The sequence below is a fragment of the Rudaea cellulosilytica DSM 22992 genome, from assembly GCF_000378125.1.
Taxonomy (GTDB): Bacteria; Pseudomonadota; Gammaproteobacteria; order Xanthomonadales; family Rhodanobacteraceae; genus Rudaea; species Rudaea cellulosilytica.
Window position 1 is genome coordinate 310,633 of the sequence record NZ_KB899242.1, and the last position, 26,479, is coordinate 337,111.

Here is a 26,479-nt window from a genome sequence, read left to right on the forward strand (position 1 = left end):
TCCCATGCCCGTGAATCCAGTCATCGCCAAAGTCACCGCACGCATCGCCGAGCGCAGCCGCGCGACGCGCGAGGCCTATCTCGACAAGATCGATCGCGCGAAGGGGCACGGTCCGCATCGCAAGCGTCTGTCCTGCGGCAACCTTGCGCATGGCTTCGCCGCCTGCGGCGCGGACGACAAGGCGACGATCCGCGCCAACGCGCGCGCGAACATCGGCATCGTCAGCGCGTACAACGACATGCTGTCCGCGCACCAGCCGTACGAAACCTATCCCGAACTGATCCGCCGCACTGCGCGCGCGATCGGCGCAACCGCGCAAGTCGCTGGCGGTGTACCGGCAATGTGCGACGGCGTGACCCAGGGTCAACCTGGCATGGAGATGAGCCTGTTCTCGCGCGATGTGATCGCGCTCGCCACGGCCGTATCGCTCTCGCACGACATGTTCGATGCGGCGTTGTACCTCGGCATCTGCGACAAGATCGTGCCGGGCCTGATGATCGGCGCGCTGACGTTCGGCCACCTGCCCGCGATCTTCGTGCCGGCGGGACCGATGCCGAGCGGTATCCCGAACGATGCAAAGTCGAAGGTGCGCCAGCTCTATGCCGAAGGCAAGGCCAGCCGCGAGGAGTTGCTCGAAGCCGAGGCCGCTTCGTACCACGCACCGGGCACCTGCACGTTCTACGGCACGGCCAATTCGAACCAGATGCTGATGGAGCTGATGGGCCTGCACCTGCCCGGCGCGAGCTTTGTCGCACCGAACTCGTCGCTGCGCGAGGCGCTCACCGTCGCCGCGGTCGAGCGCGTCGCCGCGATCACCGCACTCGGCCACGAGTACACGCCGATCGGCCGCATCGTCGACGAACGTGCGATCGTCAACGGCATCGCCGGTCTGCACGCGACCGGCGGCTCGACCAACTTGTTGCTGCACATCGTCGCGATCGCACGTGCTGCCGGAATCATCGTCACGCTCGAGGATTTCGACGCGATCGCGAGCGCGGTGCCGCTGCTCGCCCGCGTCTATCCGAATGGCAAGGCCGACGTGAACCAGTTCCATGCCGCGGGCGGACTGAATTTCCTCATCGCTCAGTTGCTCGATGCGGGACTCGCCCACGCCGACGTCAACACGGTAAATGGCACGGGCCTCGATGGTTATCGCAAGCATGCGCTGCTCGATGCGGAGAAGAAGCTGAGCTACGTGCCGGTCGCTGCGGCAAGCCATGACGAAACGGTATTGCGCCCCGCCTCCTGCCCATTCCGCCCCGACGGCGGCTTGAAGGCACTCGACGGCAATCTCGGCCGGGCAGTGATCAAGATTTCCGCAGTCGCACCTGAGCGTGCGGTAATCGAGGCACCGGCGATCGTGTTCGACGAACAAGATGACGTGAAGGCCGCATTCGAACGTGGCGAACTCGATCGCGATTTCATTGCCGTGGTGCGCTTCCAGGGCCCGCGTGCGAACGGCATGCCCGAACTGCACAAGCTGACACCGACGCTGGGCGTGCTGCAGGACCGCGGCTTCAAGGTCGCGCTCGTCACTGACGGGCGCATGTCCGGTGCGTCGGGCAAAGTGCCGGCGGCGATCCATCTGACGCCCGAGGCTGCCTCCGGCGGCGCGATCGCGAAGATCCGCAACGGCGACATCGTGCGTCTCGATGCGAACGCGGGCACACTCGAAGTGAAATTGGACGCGCACGAATTCAACTCGCGCGCACTGGCAAGCGCAACCAATCTCGCCTCGCACCACGTCGGCCTCGGCCGCGAATTGTTTTCTTTGTTCCGTGATACCGTCGGCGCCTCCGATGCCGGCGCCAGCGTGTTCGGAAATTGATCGACCGTTTTCTGGAGTTTGATTCGTGACCACCCCCATCGAAAAGAAACAAGCTGAAGTCGAAAAGACCCTGCGCCTCGCACCTGTCGTTGCCGTCGTCGTGATCGAGGACCTCGCCGCAGCCGTGCCGCTGGCGAAGGCACTCGTCGCCGGCGGCATTCCGGCGATCGAAATCACCTTGCGCACACCCGTGGCGCTCGATGCGATCCGCGCGATCGCAAGCGAAGTCGAAGGCGCCGTGGTCGGCTCGGGCACCGTGCTGACACCGAACGATCTGAAAGCCTCCGAACGCGCCGGTGCGCGTTTCGCGGTCTCGCCAGGCGCGACCAGAAATCTGCTCGACGCGGCCGACTCCAGCCTGCTGCCGTGGCTGCCGGCCGCGGCGACCGCGAGCGAAGCGATGGCGCTTTTCGAGCGCGGCTATCGTTTCCAGAAATTCTTTCCGGCGGTACCCACGGGTGGCGTTAACCTGCTCAAAGCCTGGGCCTCGCCTCTGCCCGGCATCACCTTCTGCCCGACCGGCGGCATCCGCGAAAACACCGCGCCCGATTTCCTCGCCAGCCCGAATGTCGCCTGCGTCGGCGGCACCTGGCTATCGCCCAACGATCTGCTCAAGGCCGGCGATTGGAAGAAGATCGAAGCGCTCGCGCGCGTCGCCGCGGCATTGAAGGCGGCAGGCTGATACTCGCAGCTTGCGCCTTTCTCGGCGCGTAGCCTCTACGGCTTGGTTTGCGCCATGCTCGGCCGCACCGGTCCGGTCGAACCGCGGATCACCAAGGTAGGACTGAAGCCGACGTTGGCTATGCTGTGCTCGGCATGCCGGCCGTGCTTGAGTTCGCCGATGAGACGTTCGGTGGCGCGGCGCGCGATGTCGCCGGTGGCCTGCGCCGCCGTGGTCAACGCTGGCCAGCACTGGCGCGAGAACGGGCTGTCTTCGAACCCGGCGATCGAAAGATCGTAGGGCACGCTCAAATTCGCTGCCTTCGCCGCGGCGAGCACGCCCGCGGCGATTTCGTCGTTCGAACCGAAGATCGCTGTCGGCGGATTCTTCAGCGCCAGCAATTTTCGCGCGCCGCGGAAGCCGTCGTCGAACGAATAGTCGCCCTCGACGATAAGCGCCTTGTCGATCGCGATGCCGTAGTGCTTGAGTGCATCCTCGTAGCCCTTGAAACGCTCCGGACTCGAGCGGTGCGCCTTGCCACCCCAGAGAAAGCCGATGCGCTGATGGCCGAGCTGGATCAGGTGTTCGGTAACCGCGTAAGCCGCATCGCGGTCGTCGACGAAGACGCAGGGAAAACCATCGCGCGGGTCTTCCGCGGCGGAAAGAATGCGCACGAATTTGATCTTGTTGGCCGCGAGGAACTGGATCAGTTCCATGCGCTCCGACATCGGCGGCGCGAGTACGAGGCCGGCCAGGCGCGAGCGCTGCACGAGCAGGCGCAACTCCTCGGCCAGGCCCGGCGAATTGGAATCGCAGGGATGGATGTTTAGATCAAACCCGGTTTCGCGGCACACCGAGAGCACGCCGTTCTGCATGCTGATCACGTAGTACGCGTTCGGGTTGTCGTAGACCATGCCGATCGTGTACGACTTCGCGCTGCGCAGGCTGCGCGCGGACTGATCCGGCTGATAGCTGAGTTCGGCGATCGCGTGCTCGACGCGCTTGCGCGTCGCTTCAAGCACGGAAGGCTCGTTGTTGACAACGCGGGACACCGTCTTCAGCGACACCTTCGCGCGCTTGGCAACGTCCTTGATCGTGGCGCTGCGCTTGGGTGTCGTGGTATCCGGTTTCATTTGTCTCATCTGGTATGCAGCCCGAATCTATTGTCGCGCGAAAAGCCGCCGGGCGGCCAATTGCGCTGGTCCGTCAATCTCACACTGCGCCGCCAAGCTCCATGGATGCTGCGGCGCGGCGCCCAGCACGTTTCCATTTTGATTACTGCAACTTAACCCATTAGAGCAGAATTTTTCTCAACGTTGTTATTCAAATTTGCTGCGATGCACCGCTCTGTACAAGGGTTTTCTTTGAATTAGGCCAAGAAGAAAAATTTTTGTCATCATATGTTGACAACGTTGTCATCATACCGGAAACTGCGCCGCGACCGGGGGAATTGGATCACCGTCGGCATCAATAGGGATTCCTGGCGACGTCCGGGAACGTTTCGACAACGAAGCGGGGAAACGCAAGTCAATGCAAGGCGCAAGTCCGCACATCGCCGGTCAGCCGTCGCAATACGCGCATGCGGGATCCGCGGCGCGTGCGCCGTTTCTCGCCGCCGACGTCGGTGGAACGCATGCCCGCGTCGGGCTCGTTCAACCCGGCAGCAATGACGGCGAACGACTGAGCCTTCTGCACTACCGCAAGTTCGTCTGCGCCGACTACAAGAATCTGCACGACATCCTGCGCGAATTCACCGATGCGACGGGCCACGCCGTCGCCAGCTACGCTTGTATCGCCTGTGCGGGCCTGGTCAGTGGCGATGATCTGATCAACGCCAATCTGCCCTGGCGCGTTTCGATTTCCCGCCTGCGCAGCGAACTGGGCCTGGACCGCGTCGTCCTCGTCAACGATTTCACCGCCCTCGCCTATGCCGCGCACTTCCAAGGCATCGCCGAGTCGACCCTGATCGCCGGCCAGGGGGGAGTCGACCCCACGCTGCCGCGGCTCGTCGTCGGTCCCGGTACGGGCCTCGGCGCCGCGGTGTTGATCCCGGGCAGCGATCGCCCCGGCATTCTCGCCACCGAAGGCGGCCACGCCGCGCTCGCAGCGCGCACGGAACTCGAACAGGAAGTTCTGCGCCGCCTCGGCAACGCTTCGGCGCACGTGCCAAACGAGCAAGTCTTTTCCGGTCCCGGCCTGTTCGCGCTCTATCGCACGCTGTGCGAGCTGCGCGCGGTGCACGCGCAATTCGAGTCGCCCGCGCAGGTCACCGCGGCGGCGCTCGCGCGAAGCGACGCGCTTGCGATGGAAACCGTCGAAGTGTTCTGTGCGTGGTTCGGCAGCCTGATCGGCGACCTTGTCATGCTGCTCGGCGCCTACGGCGGTGTCTACCTTGCCGGCGGCGTGCTGCCGCAGATCGCGCCACTGCTGCGCGCAAGCGGCTTTGCCACGCGCCTGGCCGACAAGGGCACGCTGCGCACGGTACTCGAACGCACTCCGGTGCACCTGATCGACCACGGCCAGCTCGGCGTGACCGGCGCGGCGCACTGGTTTCTCGACCACGAATCCGAGGGAAGAAAGGGCTGAAGCAGATTCAAGAAGAAGGTGAAGTACTTGGAATCAGGTATCGGTGCGGGATGCACGTCATATAAATAAAAAAGTATATAAGTGGAAAAATGCTGGAGATACGGCGAACGCCAAGTCTTCCTGACAATACACAAACCATTGAGAGGGCCACCGATGAAATACTCCAAGACAATGCTTGCGGCCAGCATCGCCGCCAGTCTCTACGCCAGTGCACTCGCCTACGCCGCGGATCCGGTCGTCAGCGACCCGCAGCAGACGCCGGCGTCGGCAGATGCGGATGCAAACAAGAAAAAACAGAATGCCGAAGAACTCGGCACCGTCGTCGTCACCGGCATCCGCGATACCGAAGCCAGGTCGCTGCAGCTCAAGCAGGCCTACGACTCGCACGTCGAGATCGTCACCGCCGAGGATATCGGCAAGCTGCCGGCGAAGAACGTCGCCGATACGCTTGAGCGCCTGCCCGGCGTCAACATCTCCTCCTCGAGCGCGAGCGAGGGCGGTTTTGACGAAAACGACCGAGTCAGCTTGCGCGGCACCAACCCGAGCCTGACCCAGACGCTGATCAACGGCCATACGGTCGGCACCGGCGACTGGTTCGTGCTGAGCCAGGTGCAGACGGTCGGCCGCAGTGTCAGCTACACCTTGCTGCCGTCGGAAATCGTCAGCGAAGTGGTCGTGCATAAGACTTCCGAAGCGAAGATCCTCGAAGGCGGCGCCGCGGGCTCGGTCGACATCATCACGCGCAAGCCGTTGCAGTACAGCAAGGATCTGACCGCCTCGGCGTCGATCGGCGGGGTCTACGCCGATCTGCCCGGAAAGACCGATCCGCAGTTCAACGGCCTGGTTAATTGGAAGGTGAACGACAGCTTCGGCGTGCTTGCCCAATTGTTCTACGAAGAACGCTCGCTCGAACGCCAAGGCCAGGAAGTCGTCGGCGGCTACAACCAGATCTCCGCGACCGATGCGATCGCCCAGGCCCACCCCGATCTCGCCGGCGTGTACTACCCGAATGAAATCGGCGCTGTGCTGTTCACGCAAAAGCGCAAGCGCGAAGGCGGCACGATCGATCTCGAATTCAAGCCGACCGACAACCTCACGCTCGACCTCGACGCCTTTTACTCCAAGCTCAAGGCCGACAACTACAACCGCAACTACATGATGTGGGGCAGCCAGTTCGTCAACAGCGGTGCGGGCTTCGGCTCCAACTACACGGTCAAGAACAACGTGCTGACCTCGGCCACGTTCGCACCGGTTGCCGGCAGCACCGCACCCTACGTCGTCTACGACCAGATTTCGCGCCCCGGCGCGGCCTCGAAGTCGGACTACGTGACCTTCGATGCCGATTGGCGTGCGACCGACAGGCTCACTTTCAAAGGCCAGGCCGGCATCACCAACGGCAGCGGCAAGAGCCCGACTCAGGACGTGATGGAACTCGGCGGCCAAGCCGGCGCCGGCGCGAGCTGGAATATGCACGGCATCAAATCGCCGATCGACTGGACGATGGGCGGCGACAACTCCTCGACGTCGGGCATCATGCCCTCGGCCGGCTGGATCTTCGGCGAGCAAGGCATCGACGTGAAGGACAAGGAACGGTGGGCGCAGGCCGACGGCGAGTTCGCGGTTGACAATGGCCCGCTCTCCACGATCGACTTCGGTGCGCGCTACGCCAAGCACACGCGCGAGAACCTGTTTGACGTCGCCCAAGGCCCAAATTTCGCCACCAACTGGACCGACCCGGCCGGCTATCCGACCTCGTCCTCCCACTATCCCGGCGACTTCGGCAGCAATGTCGGCGGCAGCTTCCCCAGCAACATCTGGTACTGGACTCCGGCCCAGCTCGCGGCGATCGATGCGAAGTTTGCCAACCGCAATCCGGTCACGCGTTTCTACTTCAACGACATCTACTCGGTGAAGGAAAAGGATTCGGCCGCCTACGTCCAGTTCAACTTTGCCGGCAATGGCTGGAGCGGCAATCTCGGCGTGCGCTACGTCGGCACCGATTCCGACATCAGCTACAGCTCCACGAGCCCGCAGGAAAAGATCGTCACCGGCCCGATCACCGGCTCGGCGTTCGGCGACTACTACTGGAATACGGCCAAGACCAGCAAGGACAATTTCCTGCCGAGCGGCAACATCAAGTTCGACATGCGCGACGACATGGTGCTGCGCGTGGCCGCCTCGCAGACGCTGACGCGTCCGGACTACTCCGCGCTCGCCGGCTTCGTCTCGCTCGACGACCTCACCCACACCGGCAGCGGCGGCAACCCGGGGCTCAAGCCGATCGTGTCGACCAACGTCGACGTGGCCTGGGAATGGTACTTCGCGCCGCGCGGCCTGCTTTCGGTCGGCGCCTACAACATGGACCTGTCGAACTACATCAACTTCGGCAATGAGACGCGCACCTACAAGGACATGCAGGCCAGCGAAACCTCGGGTCACGACGTATTCAACAGCTACCTCGTCAGCGTACCGCACAACGTCGACGGCCACGTCAAGGGCATCGAGCTCAACTACATCCAGCCGATCGGCGACAATTTCGGCGTTGCCGCGAACTATACCTACGCGGATGGCGGCACCGACAACGGCCAGCCGTTGCAGGGCAACTCGCGCAACACATTCAACGTGTCGGGCTACTTCGAGAACGCGCAGTTCAACGCGCGCCTGTCGTATACCTACCGTTCCACGTTCTACGCCGGCGTGAGCCGTACGGACTCGTTCTTCCAGCAGGGTGCGGGGACGCTGAACGCCTCGTTCGGCTATGCGGTCAATTCATGGGCGACGGTCACGCTCGATGCGATGAACCTCAACGATCCGAAGCTCAAGTACTACACCCAGAGCGCGGCCTACGGAAACCAGCCGTATGCGTTCTACGTGAACGGCCGCCAGTACTACGCGACGCTGCGTTTGAAGTTCTGAGGTTGCGACAAACCGCCCTGCTCCCGGCGCCCGGGAGCAGGCGGATTCGGCACCACCCTTTCAAGGCGTTCTCCAGCCGTTGCGGGCCTTGCATTATTGAAGGCCCGCTTTTTTTATTCTTCTCTTCGGCGACCGGTATGATCGAGCATCCTTTGATTGCACGCAGCTTCATGCCAAATGTATCGCGCCTTGCCTGCAGGGCTCTGGGCGCACTCGTACTGACGCTGGCGTTGATCAGCTGCCGCAGTCCGAGTCCTGTCGCGCCGAAACCGGACTCCGCTGTCACGACGGAGCCTACTGTCGCGGCAGATTCCGCTCCCGTCTCGCTGCTTCCCGCGCCGTATTCGCTGCAACGTAAGCCCGGATATTTCGAGTTGCGCGACGGCACCGTGCTCCGGGTACAGTCGTATCCGACCAATGTCGCTGCCGCCGAATGGCTGCGCGACATTGCGTTGCGCACACGCGGGCTGCGCCTGAAAGTCGAGTCGCTCGATCCGCACAAGCCGCACGCAGATTTCAGTGAGGGCGCGGGCATCGATATCTGGTCGCTGAAACCACTCCCCGACGATAATTTTGCCGACGAAGAGTACTATCTCGACGTTTCCGACAAAGGCATCGATATCGGCACATCGTCGGATCACGGTGCCTTCAATGCCATGACGACGCTGTGGCAGCTGCTGACGCTCGACGGCAAGACCTCCGGCTCCGCACGCATTCCCAACCTGCACATCGAAGATCATCCGCGCTTCGCCTGGCGCGGCCTGATGCTCGACTCCGCGCGGCATTTCCAGCCGCCCGAATACGTCAAGCAATTCATCGACTGGATGGCGCTGCACAAGTACAACGTGCTGCACTGGCACCTGACCGACGATCAGGGCTGGCGCATCGAGATCAAGAAGTATCCGAAGCTGACCGAAGTCGGCGCATGGCGCACGCCTGCCGGCAATCCCAAGGATGCCGACGGCAAGCCCATACGCGTCGGCGGCTACTACACCCAGGAACAGATCCGCGACATCGTCGCCTACGCACAGCAGCGTTACGTCACGATCGTGCCCGAGATCGAGATGCCAGGCCATGCCCAGGCTGCGATCGCCGCATATCCAAAACTCGGCGTCACTGGTGCGAACCCCGGCGTTTCGCACGACTGGGGTGTGCATACCTATCTCTACAATGTAGAAAATTCTACTTTTATCTTTTTGCAGAACGTACTGACCGAGACGATGGCTCTGTTTCCGTCGAAGTACATCCACATCGGCGGCGACGAAGCGGCCAAGGACCAGTGGCAGGCGTCGAAGCGGGTGCAGCAGCGCATGCGCGCACTCGGCGTGAACAACGAAGCGCAGATGCAGAGTTGGCTCATCAAACGTACCGAAACTTTTCTCGCCAAACACGGGCGCAAGCTGATCGGCTGGGACGAGATCCTCGAAGGCGGCCTGCCTCCGCAGGCGACGGTGATGTCCTGGCGCGGCACCAAAGGTGCCATTGACGCCGCAAAGCAGGGTCACGATGTCGTGCTCTCGCCCGACCCGGATCTTTACCTCAACCACCTCGCCACCGACTTGGCCGAGGAACCGGCCGGGCGCCCCGGCGCAGTCACGCTGCGCAGCGTCTACGACTTCGACCCGGTGCCGAAAGAACTCGACGCCGGCGAGACCAAGCACGTGCTCGGCGCGCAAGCCAACCTGTGGAGCGAATATCTCGCTACGCCGACCGACGTCACACGAGCAGCCTGGCCGCGCGCGGCCGCGTTGGCCGAAGTGCTGTGGTCGCCGGCATCCGCACACGACTGGCACGGTTTTCTTGATCGCCTTGCCGTCCAACTCGAGCGCTATCGCCTGCTCGGCCTCGATTATGGACAGACGCCGTTCGCCGTCGATATCCGCCGCAACTACGATGCGAAGGCGAGAAACGTCGCCATCGATCTCTCCAACCAGGTCGCGTTCGGCGAGATCCGCTATACCCTCGACGGCAGTGTGCCGACTGCGCAATCGACGCTGTACAAGTCGCCATTCGCGGCACCCGCACGCGGCGACATTCGCGCGACCGCGTTTGCGCGCGACATTGCGCTGGCGGATGCACGCGCGAGCAAACTCGATCCCGGAGCCCTGCTGCGCCGGACCTCCTCCGAGCTCTCCCCGTGCCGTCCCGGCAAGGGGTTGCAGTTGAAGCTGCCGGGCATGGCCACGGCGCAGGCACCGACGAAGGCCTACCTGGTCGACATCTTCGAACCCTGCTGGTTGTGGAAGCAGGCCGATCTCGACGGCATCGCCCGCATCGAAGTCGATGTGGCGAGCTTGCCGTATAACTTCCAGTTGTGGCACGACAGCGCGCAGGTTGTCGAACACCGCCCGGAAAAATTCCCGTCCGGTGAATTGCAAGTCCGCCTCGACGGCTGCACGGGCGAGCTGCTCGCCGTCGCACCGATCGTCCAGCCACAGGCGGCCAGGATCGATCTCGAATTCGCGCCACGTTCGGGCAAGCACGATCTCTGCCTGCGCTTTGCGACAGGTACGCACGATCCGCTGCACGTGATCGACTCGGTATCGCTGGTATCACGCCGATGACAACGGCTCCGCGCCGGCTGTTGTCGCTGGATGCGTTGCGCGGCTGCACGGTCGCTGCGATGCTGCTCGTGAATGATCCGGGCGACTGGGATCACGTCTATGGCCCGCTAGAGCACGCACCCTGGCACGGTTGCACGCCGACCGATTTGATCTTCCCGTTTTTCCTGTTCGTGATGGGCGTTTCCGCGGGCCTCGGCATCGTGCCACGCGTCGACCAAGGCGCCGACAAGGCCGCGCTGTTCCGCACCGCACTGCTGCGCGCGTTGCGCATCGTCGCGCTCGGCCTCGCGATCAATCTGCTCGCCGCCTGGTTGCTGCCCGGCGCGCATTGGCGCATTCCGGGCGTGCTGCAACGCATCGGGCTGTGCTTCGCCGCAACTGCGGCATGCGCGATCTGGCTGCGGCCGCGCACGTGGTGGCTCGCGATCGCAATTCTGCTCGGCGGCTATTCGGTGTTGTTGCTCGTCGGCGGCACGCTCGAGCCGTGGAACAACATCGTCAGCCGCGGGGACAGCGCCATCTTTGGCTCGACCGTGTACTCAATCGATGCAACAAGCGGCCGCGGCCACGACCCCGAGGGCCTGCTCGCCACCCTACCCTCGCTCGCGACGGGCCTGTTCGGCCTGTGCGCCTCGATCTGGCTGCGCCGCGGACAGCAAGGCAACCTGCTGATCGCCGGCATCGTCGCCGTACTGCTCGCCGCGCTGTGGTCGCACTGGCTGCCGTTCAACAAGAACCTATGGACGCCCTCGTTCGCACTTTGGTGTGCGGGTTGGGCCATGCTCGCATTGCTCGCGTTCCATATTGCGATCGATCTCTGTCGCTGGCCCGCGCTGGGGCGTCGCTTCGGCGTCAATGCGATCGCCGCCTACGCCGGATCCGAACTCATGCAGATCCTGCTGCCTGCGTTTGACTGGCAGCAGCCGATCTACGATCGCCTGTTCTCGGGCTGGATCACGCCGCTAGCGGGGCCTTATGTCGCATCGCTCGCGTATGCGATTGCGTTCGTTGCGTTGTGGTGGTTGATTGTCTATGCGATGGATCGGCGGCGCGTGTATATCAATCTCTGAGGTTTACTCGTCATTCCCGCGTGCGGGACTGCGCAGGCAGTTTGTACTTCAGTTCTCGCTCTTGACCCTGCCCTGACCGCGTCCCTTCGCTTTTCCGCGCGCGTCCGTCGCGCGGGTCACTTTCTCTTGCTTGTGCAAGAGAAAGTAACCAAAGAGAACACACCCCGGATGCCGCGCCCTCCGCGCTGCGCGCTACGGGTGCACGAGGGCATGCCGGGGTTCGTTGATTGAACTTCCCTGTCCAAGCAACGAACTCGCGCGCTTCCTGCGCGCGATCCTGCGGACGTTTCCGGCCTGACCTCGCCGCGGCAAACGGGGACCCGAAGATCACGAGCCAGATCAAGAGCAGCGGCATGCGAGGCTTTTCTGCTTCGGCGCGCAGGAGCGCGCTGCTTCGGCTTTTCCGGGCCCCATTGCATTGCGGCGGCAGCGGCCGGAAACGCCCGCGCCGATTCCGTTGTCTGGACAGGGATGTGCAGTCAACGGAACCCGGCCGCTGACGCGGACCCTTTGGGCAGGATGCCCAAAGGGCGCAATGCTTTGGGGCGTGTCTCTTTGCTTACTTTCTCTGCACGAGCAGAGAAAGTAAGACGCTCGCCCGCAGGGCGAGTGGAAGCTCCTGCTTTACTAGACGAACAACTAAAGACAGGCCATGCCGGATAAAAACATCCCGGCCTGCGCCGGGATGCTGTCGAGCGAATCAGACCGCGGCAGGCTCCCCGCTCAACCCTTGCGCCACCGGCTTCGCCGACTCGGCGTGATGATCAGCCGCGATCATCATGTAGAACGCGGGTACCACGAACAAGGTGAACAGCGTGCCGATCGAGAGGCCGGTCGAGATGACAAGGCCCATCGCAAAGCGGCCTGCCGCCCCCGCACCCGAGGCGATGACGAGCGGGATCACGCCGAGCACCATCGCCGCGGTGGTCATCAGGATCGGACGCAGGCGCACGCCGGCGGCATGCTGGATCGCTTCGAGCTTGGTCATGCCGGCGCGCTGCGATTCGTTCGCAAACTCGACGATCAGGATGCCGTGTTTCGACACTAGGCCCATCAACGTGACGAGGCCGACCTGGGTGTAGATGTTCAGCGACGAAATCAGATTGACGAAGATCAATGCGCCGAACAATGCCATCGGTACCGAAACGAGAATCACGATCGGATCGCGCAGCGAGTTGAACTGCGCAGCGAGCGCGAGGAAGACGATGATCACGGCGAACAACAACGTGGTCGCGAAGCTGCCCGACTCCTGCACGAACTGACGCGAGGGGCCGGCGTAGTCGACCGAATACCCGCTCGGCGCCACCTCGGCGAGCGCATCGCGGAAGAACTGCAGGGCCTCGCCCTGCGACATGCCGCTGGCGCCCTGGATCGTGGTCGAGTTGAGCTGCTGGAAGTGGTTGACCGATCGCGGCACGATCTCGTGCTTCACGCTGGCCACGGTCGACGCGGGAATAACCGAACCATCCGGCGCGCGCACGTAGTAGTCGAGCACCTGTTCGGGATTCAAACGGTCGACCTGCAGCACCTGCGGGATCACTTTGTACGAGCGCCCGGCAATCGAGAAGTAATTGACGTAGCCGCCGCCGAGCGCGGCGCCGAGCGAGCTGCCGACGTCCTGCTGGGTCAGCCCGAGCGAGGTGATCATGTCGCGATCCATCGTCACCGTGGACTGCGGCTTGTCGATCTTGAGGTCGGCGTCGACGAAATAGAACTTGCCCGAGTCCTGCGCTTTCCTCAGCACCTTCTGCACGACTTCATTGAGGTTCTGGAACGGTTCGGTAGTCTTGAACACGACCTGGATCGGCGCACCCTGCGGCCCGGGCAGCGGCGGGAACGAGAAGACGAAGACCTGGCCGCCGGCGATCTGCGCCCACAAACCCTGCAGTTCCTGCTGCAGCGTCTTCGCGGTCTTGCTGCGCTCCTCCCACGGCTTGAACACCATGCCGCCGAGGCTTCCCTGGGCGCCGCCGCCCGGCAACGTGATCTGGAACATCATCTCGTATTCGGGAACCTTGCTGCCGCTGTCGAACATCTGCTGCGTGTACTTGAGCATCTGCTCCGACGTCGCATTCGGCGGCCCGTTGAGCGCGTAGAAAAGGAAGCCCTGGTCTTCTTCCGGCGCGAGTTCCGATTGCGCGGTCATGCCGAGCAACATGGTTGCGCCGAACAGCATCACGCCCATCACCACGACCACGCTCCACGACACCAGCGCGCCGTGCAGCACGCGCTCGTAGCCCGCGCGCACGCGCTCGAACACACGGTCGATCGTCTGCACGAACTTGCCGCTTTCCTGATCGGCCCTGAAAAACTTCGCGCACATCATCGGCGACAGGGTCAGCGCGACGATCGCGGAGACGGTCACCGCGCCGGCGAGCGTGAATGCGAATTCGGTGAACAGTGCACCGGTCAATCCTTTCTGGAACCCGATCGGCACATAGACCGCGACCAGCACGACGGTCATCGCGAGAATCGGTCCGCCCAGTTCGCGCGCGGCCAACAGTGCGGCCTCGAATGGCGACTTGCCTTCTTCTTTCATGTGTCGGTCGACGTTCTCGACGACGATGATCGCGTCGTCGACGACCAGGCCGATCGCAAGCACCAATGCGAGCAACGTCAGCAGGTTCATCGAGTAGCCGAGCACGAGCATGATGAAGAACGTGCCGATCAGGGACAGCGGCATCGCGATCACCGGAATGATCACCGCGCGGAACGAACCCAGGAACAGGAAGATCACAATCGTGACGATGATCAGCGCCTCGATCAGCGTGTGCACGACCTCGTTGATCGAGGAGGTGATGAACATCGTCGAGTCCCACACGATCTCGCCGGAAAGGCCGGCCGGCAGCTGCGAGTGGATTTCGGGAAAGGCCTCGTGCACGCGTCGCGCGACGTCGAGCACGTTCGCCTCGGGCGCCGCCTTGATGCCGATGAACACCGCGAGCTTGCCGCTGAACGACACGTTGGAGTCGTATTCCTCGGCGCCGAGCACGACGTTGGCGACATCCGACAAACGCACGATCGCGCCATCCTTCTGCTTGATCGCGAGCTGCTTGAATTCTTCGACCGAATGCAGGTCGGTGGCCGCAGTGAGATCGACGCTGACCATCTGGCCCTTGGTCGTGCCGACCGCGGCGAGATAATTGTTCGCGCTCAGCGCCTGGAAGACGTCGCTCGCGGTGACGCCGTGTGCGGCCAGGCGTGTCGGATCGAGCCACGCACGCAACGCGAACTGACGGCCGCCGAGGATTTCCGCGGTCTGCACACCCTCGATAGCGTCGAGCTTGGGCTTGACCTCGCGCGCGAGGTAGTCGGTGACGCTATTGGACGGGAGCACGTCGCTGCGGAAGCCAAGATACATCGCGTCCAGCGATGCACCGGTCTGGACGTTGAGCACGGGCTGCTGCGCCTGCGGCGGCAACTGGTTGCGCACCGAGGTGACCTGAGTCTGGATCTGGGTCAGCGCGCTGTTCGCATCGTAGTTGAGGCGCAGCGTCGCAGTGATCGTCGAAACGCCGCTGACCGAGGTCGAGGTCAAGTAGTCGATCCCTTGCGCTTGGGCGATCGCCTGCTCGAGCGGTTGGGTGATGAAGCCGGCCACGGTCTGCGCGTCGGCACCGTAGTAGGCCGTCGTCACGGTCACCGTGGCGTTCTCGGTCTTCGGGAATTGGCGCACGCCCAGATCGAACACGGCCTTGATACCGAGCACGAGGATCAGTGCGCTGACCACGATCGCGAGGACCGGTTTCTTGATGAAGGTGTCGGTGAAATTCATTTGCAAAATCCTATGCGCGTCTTTGTTTGCACCGCGCTGGTCGTTTCTTACGCCGTCATTCCAGCAGGATTGCCGGGATGACAGCTCGCATCACTTCTCCTGCGGCGTCGGATTTGCCGCATCCGCCGGCAGCACCTTGTTGTCGATCGTCACCGGTGCGCCGTTCTTCAGCTTGATCTGACCGCTGGTCACGACTTCGGCACCCTCGTCCAGCCCCTTGGTGATCGACACCTGATCGCCGCGCGTGCCGTCCGTCGTCACGAAAGTCTGCGCGACCACCAGCGCATCGGGCGGAATCGGTGGACCGGCAGGCGCCGCAGCGGCCGGCTTGGCACCATTCTTCTTCGCCTCTTCCGCTTGCGCCTTGTCGAGCTCGGCCTTCTTCTTCACCACATATACGGTCTCGCCGTACGGGTTGTAGACGACTGCGGTCTGCGGCAGGGTCAGATAGCGCGCCTTGGTGCCGACATCGAGCGCGACATCGGCGAACATGCCCGGAGACAACAGCTTGTCGGGATTGCCGACTTTCGCTTCGATCTGCACGTTGCGCGTATCGCCGTCGACCTTCGGATTGATCGCCGACAACTCACCCTCGAAGGTCTTGCCCGGGAATGCATCGAGTTTGATTACCACCTTCTGCCCGACTTTGATGTCGGCGAGATTCTTCTGCGGCAGGTGGAAATCGACGAACACCGGATCGACCTGCTGCAGCGTGACGATGATCTTGCCGGCCTCGAGATATGTACCCGGCGTGATCGTGACGATACCCGCGCGGCCGGCGAACGGCGCACGCAACTGCTTGCGCTGCACGTTGACCTGTTGCTGGGCGACGGCTGCCTGCTTGGCCTTGAGGTCGGCCGCGGCCTGGTCGTAGTCGGCCTTGCTGATCGCCTGCACGGCGAGCTGCTGCTTGGCACGCCCGAAGGTGACCTCGGCCAGCGCGGCGGCGGCCTCGAGTTGATGCAACTGGGCCACGTCCTCGCTATCGCGCAGTTGCAGGAGCGCCTGCCCTTCCTTGACCTCGTCGCCGGACTGCAGGTTGACCTTGGTCACCAAACCGGCGAGATCGAGTGCAAGATCGGCACCACGCGCGGCGCGCACGCTGCCGACCGCGCGCAATTGCGGCTGCCATTCCTGGTACGCAGTCTTGGCCGTCGACACCACGGCCGGCGGCGGCGGCTTCATGCCGGCGATCATCTTCATCACCAGCATCACCTTGATGCCTGCGATCAACGCGATCAGCAGCAGCACCGCGATGATCATGATGATCATCTTCTTCGTGGTGCTCCACTTCTTCTTTTCCAAAGTAGCCATGTCGTTTTGACCTTTGTTTTTTGCGCTCATCCATGAGCGCGAGAATCACGAAGCGGGCTTCCTGCCCGCACTCTTCAATTAAAAAATTACTTCGCTTGGGGACTCGCGTTGGGTGCTGCGGCCGCGACGGGCTCGGAATCTTCCTTCCAGCCGCCGCCGAGCGCGGTGTAAAGCGCTGCCGTATCCGCGAGTCGCGCCGCGCGCGCCTGGACCAGGCCGAGCCGCGTCTGCTGGTACTGGCGCGTCGCGTCGAGTTCCTGCAGATAGCTGGCCGAGCCGTTGCGGTATTGGATGCGCACAAGCTCGAGGCTCTGCGCGGCGGATTGCTCCGCCTGCGCCTGTGCTCTGAGATTTTCCGCGTCGAGCTCGAGCGCACGCAACGCGTCGGCGACGTTCTGGAACGCACCGAGCACGGTCTGCTCGTAGTCCGCCGCGGCCTTGTCGAGGCCGGCTTCGGCCGCACGTTTCTGCGCGCGCAGCGAGCCACCGTGGAAAATCGGCTGCAGCAGATTGGCGCCGATGCTCCACGCCTTGGTGCCGCTGGAAAACAAGTCGCCGGAATGCAGCGCGGATGAACCGAGGCTGCCGCTCAGCGTGATCTGCGGGAATAGGTTGGCCGTGGCGACACCGACCTTCGCGGTCGCCTGATGCAGTGTCGCTTCCGCCGCGCGCACGTCGGGGCGCTGACGCGTCAACGTCGACGGCAGCGACACCGGCACGTCGTGCGGCAGGCCGAGCGCATCGAGATCGAGTGCGGCAAGTTGCGATTGTGAGGGGAATTCGCCGAGATAGACCGCGAGCTGCGTCTGTGTCTGTGCGAGTTGCTGGCGCAGCGGCGGCAGCGTTGCTGCGGCCGTTGCCACCTGGGTGCGAATGACGAGCACGTCGGCCAGTGATTTCGCGCCGATCTGATTCTGCGCCTCGGTGAGCTTCAACTCTTTGTTGTAGACATCGATGATCTCCTCGGTCGCGCGAATCTGGCCGCGCAGCGAGGCTTCGCGAAAACTCGTGGTCGCGACATTCGCCGCGAGCGTCTGGTAAGTGCCTTCGAGCTGGAAACGCTGGTAGTCGGCCACAGCGGTATCCGCCTCGACGCCTCGTCTGGTCGCGCCAAAGAGATCGAGGGTGTAGTTCACCTTCACGCCGGCGTTGTAGAGGCTGAATACCGATGGCGCTCCCGGTTCGCTCGCGCCGACACCCAGACTGTTGGCATTCGCGCGCTGCACTCCTGCATTCGCATCGACACTGGGAAACAACGCGCCGCGTGTCGCATTCGCGTTTTCCTGCGCTTGCCGCAACGCAGCCTGGGCCGAAGCGACGCTCGGGCTGTGAGCCAGCGCCTGCGTGATGCGGCGACTCAACTCGTCGTTCGCGAACGTCGTCCACCACTGCGCCGGAACGTCGACGCCGCTGACGAAGCGCTGTGCATCGCCGGTCGGCGCCTTCGTTTCGACGGTCGCGGCCGGCAGCGGATCCTTGCGGTAGGCATCGACCGCGGGAGCTGCAGGCGTGCGGAAATCCGGGCCTGCCGCGCAACCGCCCAGCGCGACCAACAATGCTCCGCTCAGCACGCCGCGGCGCGCTATTGCGTCTTTCGCAGTCATAACAAAATCCAAATATTTTGTACTGTATCGTTCAATAATAGACGAGGAACGATTGCAAGTTCAATCGATACCTATCGCTGGCGCTTCTCACTTTCCGCATCTGCCTCGAAATTTTTTGCCAGAACGCAACATTCACGGCAACGGCCGGAAGTCATTTCACCCCTAGACGAACGAGCGGAAACGAAATCGACACGACCGGTGAAAGATTCCATGGTCGATTCTCAAATCCTGCGAAACGCGACCCTGCACCCGCAACTTGCGATTGAACTCGACGCCGCACACGCGTGCTGCGTGCTGCGGCGATATCAGCCCGCCGGCTTGACCAGAAGGCTCTTGGCGAGCGCGCCCTGGAATTTCGCCAAGCCGCGCGCGAAATGCAGCAGGCCGAACAACAGCGCGATGCCGATGACGAAGGTCAGCGGATCGGCGATCTGCCACGGCACCAGCAGCGTGTCGTTGAAGCGGATGTGGTCGGCAATGTCGATGCGCACGAGGCCGAGCATCCAGCCGATGTGCGCAATCGGGGCGAAGATGCAGGCAAGCGAAGTCACGATGCCGGTCACGGCGACGGTGAAGTAGACGATGCCGAGCGGCAACATCAGCACGAAATACAACAGCGTCGACCAGGTACGCGGATCGGTGAACATTTCGCCCATGCGCTGCCAGATCGTCAGACCGGCGCGCGCGTAAACGGGCCGGCGCGGCATGCGCTCGCCGAGCATGGTCTCGATGATGCGCGATTCGACCAGCGCAAGTACGCGCGTCGTGGCGAAGAAGAACACCGCGAACACCACGCCAAAGATCAGCAACGATAGTCCCAGCGACAGGCTCAGGCCGACCACGGTCCAGGTGAAATAGAAGATGCCAGTCGCCAGCGAGAGCAGCATGTAGAACAGCCCTGCGTACGTGCGTGCATCGCTGCCGACGGCGAAGAACTTTCCCCACGCTGTCTTGCGCGGCCGCTGCGGCGGCGCGCGCAGGGCCTGCTGCACCTGAACTTCCTTGTCGACGTAGATGCTCGCGACTTCCTCCGGCGCGCCGTAGCTGCCGACGATCTTGGCGATCAATTCGGCTTCGGACTTGCCCGGATTCTCGTGCAGCTCTGCGCGCAGATGTTCCTCGGCATCGTAGAGCGCGTCCTGGATCAGCGCGGGATCGGCGCCCGCGCCCTGCAATGTGCTGCGCAACTGCTCGAGATATTCGGCGATGGTGCGCGGAGTCGTGCCGGTCATGTTCAATCCTCGGTAAGCTCATGCCGTCGTCCCCGACGGCGTAGGTCACGGAGCAGGCGTCCTGCCCGCACTATTCGACTAAAACGGAATCGACAAAATCACGCGTGTCGACCCAGGCCAGGCTCCACTCGCGCAACACCCGCCGCCCCAGCGGCGTGATGCGGTAGTAGCGCCGCGGCGGCCCGGTCACCGACGGCTCGACGATGCTTTCGAGCAGTTCCGCCGCGGCGAGGTTGCGCAACACGGGATAGAGTGCACTCTGCTTGCCGCTCAGAACGCCGCCGCCCGTCTGCTCCAACCTCTTCGCGATCTGGTAGCCATACATCGGCGTGCGTGCACGGGCCAGCACTCCGAGCAGCACCAATGACACGGTGCCGGAGGAAAGTTCCTTCTGGAATTTCCACAGATGGCTGTCGATATCGCTCATGTGCGCAACGTCGTCATAGTCACAGGTGGACTATAGTGTTCAGTTGATACTAGTGCATGCGCCAAAAGTCATGCCCGCCTCGCCGGCTTCGCTCGGGCAAGAATGTGTCAACGAACGTCAATCAAAACGCAGATCTTCGATTCACTCGAGCGGAGCCGCGCTACCTCTTGGCAGACGCCGAGAATGCTCCCCATGTGGGCAGCCAAAAATGCTCCGCGTCCGCCACGGCACTGAAGCTGCCGCTCTTAGCGGCAGCTTTTGAGCTGACTATGAAGTCCTGCGCAGTCGCACGAACACGACCGTGCCGAACAGTCCGCAGAGCATCAGCAGCGCCCAACGATCCAAAATTGGTGCGGGCACGGCAGGTACGCCGGGCACATTCACCATCACCGCGAGGACGGATGACACCGCCGGCGCGAAACCTGCGTCGCCGCTGTAGCTCGCAGTGATCGGATGCGCACCTGTCGCCGTGAATGTCGTCGTGCAGGTGGCTGTCGAACTCGTTGTACCAGCGACCAATGCCACAGGAGAGCAAGGCAGCGTTGTACCGTTGTCGCTGAAGCTTACCGTGCCCGTTGGCGGATCGCCCACTACCGTTGCGACGAGACTCACCGGGACACCAGGGTTCGCCGGATTCGGTGTTGCGGCGAGGGTGACCGTCGTCGCCTTCCTGTCCACGACGAGCGTGTAAGCCTGTGTGCCGGACGCACCGCCGGATCCCGCAGCTTGCACGGTGAACGAGAAGCTGCCGACGACCGTCGGCGTGCCCGACAGCAGGCCGCTCGCGCTCAAGGTCAACCCGGGCGGCAAACTGCCCGACGTCAGGGTAAACGTGTATGGCGCATGGTTCACGCTGTCGCTGCTGCTCGCGCTCAACTGCTGGCTGTATGAGAGGCTGAACGTACCCGCCGCCAGGGCTGCGGGCGCAATGGTCACCAGCACGGTTGTGCAGGTCACCTGTACGTTGGTCACGTTCGCCGAAAGATTGGTGCCGGTGCCGTTGGCGACAACGCAAGTCTGACCGGACGGTGGCGTCGTCACCGTGACATTCCAGTTCGAGCCGATGGGAAGCGGTGTCGGGAACGTGAACGCACCACTCGACGACAGCGATTGCGAGGTGCCATGCGTGCTGTCACTCAGAGTGAGTGCCGCAGGCGATGTCGCCCCGCTGACATTGCCGCCGACCGTGTAGGTCGTCGTCGTGATCGTGGTTACATCGCTCGCGTTGTCATTGCTCGTGTTGGTCTCGCCGCCGCCGGACACGGCCGCGCTGTTGGTCACCGAGGCCGCCGCGTTGTTCGCGACATTCACCGTCAGCGTGATCGCCGGATAGCTGCCGCCCGCGGCCAGTGCATCCGAACGCGTGCAGGTCGGCGCGCCCAGGGTGCAGGTCCAACCCGTACCGCTGATTGCTGTCGCGGTCAGTCCGGCAGGCAAGGTGTCCGTTACCGTGACCGTGCCGCTGGTCGGCGCAGAACCCGTGTTGCTGACCGTGAGGGTGTAGCTGGCGCCGGTCTGCCCTTGGGCGAAGGTTCCGACATGTGTCTTGGCGATCGTCAGATCGGGCAACTGCGTAATGGTGGTCGCGTCGCTCGCGCTGTCATTGCCGGTGTTGGTCTCGCCACCACCGGAGACAGCTGCGGTGTTGGTCACCAAGGCAGGAGCATTGTTGGCAACGTTCACCGTCAGCGTGATGGCCGGATAACTGCTGCCCGCGGCCAGCGCATCCGAACGCGTGCAGGTCAGCGTAGCGAGGACGCAACTCCAGCCCGTGCCGCTGATCGCGGTAGCGGTCAATCCCGCGGGCAACGTATCCATCACCGTGACCGTACCGCTGGTCGGCGTGCCGCCCACGTTGCTGGCCGTGAGTGTATAGGCCGCGCCGGTCTGGCCCTGGGTGAAGTTTCCGGCATGCGTCTTGGTAATCGACAGGTCAGGCAGCGCGGTAAGCGTATCGACGTCGGTGGCCGAATTGTTGCCCGGCGTCGGATCGGTGACGCCCGCCGGCGCCGCGACGGTCGCGATGTTGGTCAACGACCCGCTTGCCGAGGGCGAGATGCTGCAGCTTGCGGTGTAGGTGACGCTGCCGCCGGCGGGCAGGCTGACCGTGTTGTTGATGTTACCGCTGCCACTCGCTGCGCACGTGCCGCCACCGGCGCCCACGCAGGTCCAGGTACAGGTCAGTGCGGCTGGGAACGTGTCCGCAACCGTGGCACCCAGTGCATCGCTCGGGCCCGCGTTCGATGCCGTGATCGTGTACGTCACGCTGCCGCCCGGCGTCGCCGTGGTCACGCCGTCGTTGTTGGTGATCGACAAGTCGGCTGATGCGCCGAGCGCATCGATGTCGGTCGCTGAATTGTTGCCTGGCGTCGGATCGGTGACACCCGCTGGCGCCGCGACGGTCGCGATGTTAGTCAACGAACCACTCGCCGCTGCCGAGATATTGCAACTCGCGGTGTAGATGGTGCTGCCACCTGCCGGCAGGTTGATCGTATCGCTGATGTTGCCGCTGCCGCTTGCCGTGCACGTGCCACCGCCGGCTCCCACGCAGGTCCAGGTGCAGGTCAGTGCAGGTGGGAACGTGTCCACTACTGTGGCACCCGACGCGTTGCTCGGACCCGCATTCGATGCCGTGATCGTGTAAGTCACGCTGCCGCCCGGCGTCGCCGTGGTCACGCCATCGGTGTTGCTGATCGCAAGATCGGCCTGTGGCGTGAGCGTGTCGGTATCGGTCGCCGAATTGTTGCCCGGCGTTGGATCGGTGACGCCCGCCGGTGCCGCCACGGTCGCGGTGTTGGTCAAAGAACCCGTCGCCGCCGCCGAGATGGTGCAGCTCGCGGTGTAGATCGTGCTGCCACCCGCAGGCAGGTTGATCGTGTCGCTGATGTTGCCGCTGCCCGAAGCAGTGCAAGTGCCGCCGCCCGCGCCCACGCAGGTCCAGGTGCACGTCTCGGCTGCCGGGAACGTGTCCACCACCTTGGAGCCTGGCGCATTGCTCGGGCCCGCATTCGATGCCGTGATTGTGTAGGTCACGCTGCCGCCCGGCGTCGCCGTGGTCACGCCGTCGGTATTGGTGATCGCAAGATCGGCCTGTGGCGCAAGCGTGTCGGTATCGGTCGCCGAATTGTTGCCTGGCGTCGGATCGGTGACGCCCGCCGGCGCCGCCACGGTCGCGGTGTTGGTCAAAGAACCCGTCGCCGCTGCCGAGATGGTGCAGCTCGCGGTGTACGTGGTGCTGCCGCCGGCGGGCAGGTTGATCGTGTCGCTGATGTTGCCACTGCCGCTCGCCGTGCACGTGCCGCCACCCGCGCCGACGCAATTCCATGTGCACGTCTCGGCTGCCGGGAACGTGTCCACCACCTTGGAGCCTGGCGCATTGCTCGGGCCCGCGTTCGATGCCGTGATCGTGTAGGTCACGCTGCCCCCGGGCACGGCCGTGGTCACGCTGTCAGTCTTGGTAATCGCAAGATCCGCCTGTGGCGCGAGCGTGTCGGTATCGGTCGCCGAATTGTTGCCTGGCGTCGGGTCGGTGACGCCCGCCGGCGCCGCCACGGTCGCGGTGTTGCTCAAAGAACCCGTCGCCGCCGCCGAGATGGTGCAGCTCGCGGTGTATGTGATATTGCCGCCGGCGGGCAGATTGATCGTGTCGCTGATGTTGCCGCTGCCCGAAGCGGTGCACGTGCCGCCACTCGCACCCACACAGGTCCAGGTGCAGGTCAGTGCGGCCGGGAACGTGTCCGCAACCGTGGCACCCGGCGCATTGCTCGGGCCCGCATTCGATGCCGTGATCGTGTACGTCACGCTGCCACCCGGTATAGCCGTGGTGACGCCGTCGATCTTGGTGATCCCAAGGTTGGCCTGTGGCGTCAGCGTGTCCGTATCGGTCGCGGAATTGTTCGCCGCATTCGGGTCTCCGGCGATCGTCACCGTTGCCGTGTTGCTCAAGGTACCGGTCGCGGCAGCCGAAATCGTGCACGTCGGCGTGTAGGTGACACTGGCGCCGGGGGGCAGGTTCACGGTGTCGTTGATGTTGCCGGCACCGGACGCCGTGCAGGTGCCGCCACCCGCGCCCACGCAAGTCCAGGTGCAGGTCTCCGCAGCCGGGAACGTGTCGGCCACCGTGGCGCCGGTGGCGGGCGTCGCGCTTGGGTTCGACGCGGTGATCGTGTAAGTGACGCTGCCCCCCGGCACGGCCGTGGTCACGCCGTCGGTCTTGATGATCGCAAGGTCCGCGGCCAACGCACTCTGCACATTGATGCAGCCGTTCGCGGTGACGTTCTGCCCGTCGGGATTGGTCAGCGTGACGTTCTGCAGTCCCGTAGTGAGTGCGGTGATGTTGAGCGTGACCTGAGTCGGCGAGTTGTAGGTGACGCTGTTGACGATAGCATTGGTAACGGTCGCGCCCATGTGCGTGAACGGAAGCGCCGGCGCCGGTAGGTTCGCGCCCGGATCATAGAAGCCCGAACCGCCGCTGGACGTCGCATTGATCACCACATTGCCGCTCGGCCCGGCGAATGTGATCGGTGAACCCGAGCACGTCGGTGTGGCCGGCGGGGGAGCAGCGAGTCGCCCAGCGCGCACGGCGTAGCTGTTCAGGGCTTGGTTGTATTCCTGGATCGTCCACACCGTCATGTCGTCGAGCGGATCGAGACTGGTGAACGAGAAGTCGCCCCAGCGCCGCCCTCCGGCGCCGCCCGGATCCGAAGGCGGGTTGTAGTTCGCCGTGGTGGTCCCATAGGCGACGGCAGCGACCGTCGGCGGACCGGCCATCGTGCCGAGCGTGTCGCCGGCGAGGCGCCCGACGTATACCGGCGTCGCACCGACCGGCGTGCCGGCCATCGACATGCCGACGATCGAATGCCCCTGGCCAGTGACGATCGCGCTGGGTATCCAATACTGGCGTGCCGCTGCACGCGTGGCGGCATTGTCGAACACGGTGCCCGACTGCACGACGCTCGGAGTCGTGGTGAGATTCTGGAACTCGTACCAGCGCACCGCGTTGCGTGAAGCAGCCGCGGTGCTGGCGACACCGGCCGCGCTGACGGTGAAATTGTGCGCGGTCCACAGCCGTCCATTGCGGATCATCGCCGAGTAGAAGCGATCATCGAGGCTATCCAACAGCCCGTTGTTGCCGCCGGTGTTGCCGGCGTGCTGCACCAAGCGGACCGCCTGCGTGCCGGACAGCGTTGTTGTCGGCACCGTGACGGAAATATTCGCGGAAATCGTCGGCGTCGCCGAACCCGGATTGCTCACGCGGCGGAACATGATCGTGCTGAACGTCGCGTTGTCGGGACCGACGAAATAACCTTCGGTCGCGGTCGCGTCGTAGTTGTCCACGCCGCGCGGCGATTCCGGACCCGCGCCGGCGCCGGCGGCAAGATTCGCGAACATCGTCACCAGCGGCGGACCGGCGCCGAGGATCGAGGTCTTCTGTACCACGTAACCGTTCGTACCGATGAAAGCGCCGGCACTACTGAACATGTTGCAGCCGATGTAGAGCGCGTTGACGTCGACACCGAGGGACGGATAGTCGCAGAAGTTCGTGCCCGGATCGGCCTGGAACTGGAAGAACGTCCACACCGTCGAAGCGCTCAGCGTGCCGTTGCTGGCAGCGTCGCTGACCGCCATCAGCACGCGGTTGGCAGCCGTGGTCGTGCAGGTCGCGTTCGTGCACGGCACGTCGATGATGGTCAGGAACCAGCGCGCCGAGAAGCGGTCGTAGCGCACCTGCGGATCGGAGGTGAAGTCGAGCACGACGGAGCCGGCGACTGGCGTCCTCACCGAGGCGAAGAACACGTCGGGATCCGCATTCACCACGCCATCGGCCGCACCGGCCTTGGTGAACGAGCGGATCCGCCCGTTGACGAAGACCACGAACTGCGTCGGGCCGATCGTGCCCATGCTGTCCGGCGGAAACGCGCCGGTATCGGTCAGCGTGGCACCGTCGAATGAGTTAGCCGTGGTGTGGATATTCATCACCGGGCTACGGATATTCGTCGGCTGCTTCAAGTGCGTCGCGTCGACGCTGGGGCTCGGGTACTGCGCCACGGCCAGCGCGTCAGGATTCTCCCCTGCGGCGGATTTGTCCGGGTATTCGAGTTCGTGATCGGGATGCGGGACGCGCGTGCTGTTCGCCTGGCGTTCCTGGATCGACGACATGCTCTCGCGCACGCCAGCGGGCGTGGACAGACGCTGTCCCGGTTGATCCGCTATCGCCGTTCCCCACATCAATGCACTCAACAAGAGCACACCCCGACACGCGCGCAACCAGCCCCGTTCCGCCATGACTGCCTTCCCCAGAAATTTGTAACCAGGACAACCCGGTTTCCCCAGACTGGCTACTACCAGAATCCGGAGGGAAGCGTCAAGCGTCGTTGTTCTGCCACATCGGCATCACCAGCGCTGATCTGAGCACGAGTCACGTCGACAGACATTGGTTGCAACGACCTGCGTCGACGCGGCAAGCAGTTGGGCGACTTGGCGAGTTCGCAGGCACGCACCT

13 protein-coding genes are annotated in these 26,479 nt (G+C 63.7%); 6 read left to right on the forward strand and 7 right to left on the reverse strand.

The window, feature by feature from the left end; all coding sequences use genetic code 11:
- The first annotated feature begins 4 nt into the window (after positions 1 to 4).
- Both edd and eda read left to right on the forward strand, forming a co-directional pair.
- Entirely contained in the window at positions 5 to 1,828 is a 1,824-nt protein-coding gene (gene edd / locus F455_RS0111225; RefSeq protein WP_018973386.1) for a phosphogluconate dehydratase, read from the forward strand.
- Positions 1,829 to 1,853: 25 nt separating this feature from the next.
- Complete coding sequence (eda, locus tag F455_RS0111230) at positions 1,854 to 2,510, forward strand: bifunctional 4-hydroxy-2-oxoglutarate aldolase/2-dehydro-3-deoxy-phosphogluconate aldolase (protein ID WP_018973387.1); 657 nt, start codon at positions 1,854 to 1,856, stop codon at positions 2,508 to 2,510.
- Between the two features lie 35 nt (positions 2,511 to 2,545).
- On the opposite strand, the gene F455_RS0111235 is transcribed toward eda, so the two are convergent.
- Positions 2,546 to 3,622, reverse strand: a complete 1,077-nt coding sequence (locus F455_RS0111235; RefSeq protein WP_018973388.1) for a LacI family DNA-binding transcriptional regulator — start codon at positions 3,620 to 3,622, stop codon at positions 2,546 to 2,548.
- A gap of 397 nt (positions 3,623 to 4,019) precedes the next feature.
- Here F455_RS0111235 and F455_RS20585 point away from each other — a divergent pair, with 397 nt between their 5' ends.
- The 4 genes from F455_RS20585 (at position 4,020) to F455_RS0111255 (ending at position 11,625) form a co-directional block, all read left to right on the forward strand.
- On the forward strand, positions 4,020 to 5,075 hold the full coding sequence (locus F455_RS20585; RefSeq protein ID WP_018973389.1) for a glucokinase: 1,056 nt from the start codon (positions 4,020 to 4,022) through the stop codon (positions 5,073 to 5,075).
- 153 nt (positions 5,076 to 5,228) lie between these two features.
- On the forward strand, positions 5,229 to 7,991 hold the full coding sequence (locus F455_RS0111245) for a TonB-dependent receptor (RefSeq protein WP_020684077.1): 2,763 nt from the start codon (positions 5,229 to 5,231) through the stop codon (positions 7,989 to 7,991).
- A 137-nt stretch (positions 7,992 to 8,128) separates the two neighbouring features.
- Positions 8,129 to 10,555, forward strand: a complete 2,427-nt coding sequence (locus F455_RS20590) for a family 20 glycosylhydrolase (RefSeq protein ID WP_018973392.1) — start codon at positions 8,129 to 8,131, stop codon at positions 10,553 to 10,555.
- Positions 10,552 to 11,625, forward strand: coding sequence for an acyltransferase family protein (locus F455_RS0111255; protein ID WP_018973393.1), 1,074 nt, complete (start codon positions 10,552 to 10,554; stop codon positions 11,623 to 11,625). The genes F455_RS20590 and F455_RS0111255 overlap by 4 nt, the downstream gene beginning before the upstream one ends.
- A gap of 700 nt (positions 11,626 to 12,325) precedes the next feature.
- Here F455_RS0111255 and F455_RS0111265 read toward each other — a convergent pair.
- The 6 genes from F455_RS0111265 to F455_RS22025 all read right to left on the reverse strand — a co-directional run bounded on the left by F455_RS0111265 (position 12,326) and on the right by F455_RS22025 (position 26,136).
- The gene (locus F455_RS0111265) at positions 12,326 to 15,400 is read right to left on the reverse strand and encodes an efflux RND transporter permease subunit (protein WP_018973394.1); all 3,075 of its coding nucleotides are present in this window, start codon (positions 15,398 to 15,400) and stop codon (positions 12,326 to 12,328) included.
- Between the two features lie 90 nt (positions 15,401 to 15,490).
- A complete protein-coding gene (locus F455_RS0111270; RefSeq protein ID WP_033409926.1) occupies positions 15,491 to 16,714 on the reverse strand; it encodes an efflux RND transporter periplasmic adaptor subunit in 1,224 nt (407 codons plus the stop codon).
- An 86-nt stretch (positions 16,715 to 16,800) separates the two neighbouring features.
- Positions 16,801 to 18,318, reverse strand: coding sequence for an efflux transporter outer membrane subunit (locus F455_RS0111275; protein ID WP_018973396.1), 1,518 nt, complete (start codon positions 18,316 to 18,318; stop codon positions 16,801 to 16,803).
- Positions 18,319 to 18,623: 305 nt separating this feature from the next.
- Positions 18,624 to 19,550 carry a sensor domain-containing protein gene (locus tag F455_RS0111280; RefSeq protein ID WP_018973397.1) on the reverse strand — a complete coding sequence of 309 codons (927 nt, stop codon included), beginning with the start codon at positions 19,548 to 19,550 and terminating at the stop codon, positions 18,624 to 18,626.
- 70 nt (positions 19,551 to 19,620) lie between these two features.
- Entirely contained in the window at positions 19,621 to 19,977 is a 357-nt protein-coding gene (locus F455_RS0111285) for a PadR family transcriptional regulator (protein WP_018973398.1), read from the reverse strand.
- A gap of 267 nt (positions 19,978 to 20,244) precedes the next feature.
- On the reverse strand, positions 20,245 to 26,136 hold the full coding sequence (locus tag F455_RS22025; RefSeq protein ID WP_169337330.1) for an Ig-like domain repeat protein: 5,892 nt from the start codon (positions 26,134 to 26,136) through the stop codon (positions 20,245 to 20,247).
- Positions 26,137 to 26,479 lie beyond the last annotated feature (343 nt).

Excerpts from the sequence above, each read along its gene's own strand:
- F455_RS0111255 (WP_018973393.1), top strand. The coding sequence starts at position 10,552 with ATGACAACGGCTCCGCGCCGGCTGTTGTCGCTGGATGCGTTGCGCGGC.
- F455_RS0111245 (WP_020684077.1), top strand. The coding sequence starts at position 5,229 with ATGAAATACTCCAAGACAATGCTTGCGGCCAGCATCGCCGCCAGTCTC.
- F455_RS0111270 (WP_033409926.1), bottom strand. The coding sequence starts at position 16,714 with ATGGCTACTTTGGAAAAGAAGAAGTGGAGCACCACGAAGAAGATGATC.
- F455_RS0111265 (WP_018973394.1), bottom strand. The coding sequence starts at position 15,400 with ATGAATTTCACCGACACCTTCATCAAGAAACCGGTCCTCGCGATCGTG.
- F455_RS0111280 (WP_018973397.1), bottom strand. The coding sequence starts at position 19,550 with ATGACCGGCACGACTCCGCGCACCATCGCCGAATATCTCGAGCAGTTG.
- F455_RS20590 (WP_018973392.1), top strand. The coding sequence starts at position 8,129 with ATGATCGAGCATCCTTTGATTGCACGCAGCTTCATGCCAAATGTATCG.
- F455_RS0111275 (WP_018973396.1), bottom strand. The coding sequence starts at position 18,318 with ATGACTGCGAAAGACGCAATAGCGCGCCGCGGCGTGCTGAGCGGAGCA.
- F455_RS0111235 (WP_018973388.1), bottom strand. The coding sequence starts at position 3,622 with ATGAAACCGGATACCACGACACCCAAGCGCAGCGCCACGATCAAGGAC.
- F455_RS0111285 (WP_018973398.1), bottom strand. The coding sequence starts at position 19,977 with ATGAGCGATATCGACAGCCATCTGTGGAAATTCCAGAAGGAACTTTCC.
- F455_RS22025 (WP_169337330.1), bottom strand. The coding sequence starts at position 26,136 with ATGTCGTCGATCCAGGAACGCCAGGCGAACAGCACGCGCGTCCCGCAT.
- F455_RS20585 (WP_018973389.1), top strand. The coding sequence starts at position 4,020 with ATGCAAGGCGCAAGTCCGCACATCGCCGGTCAGCCGTCGCAATACGCG.
- edd (WP_018973386.1), top strand. The coding sequence starts at position 5 with ATGCCCGTGAATCCAGTCATCGCCAAAGTCACCGCACGCATCGCCGAG.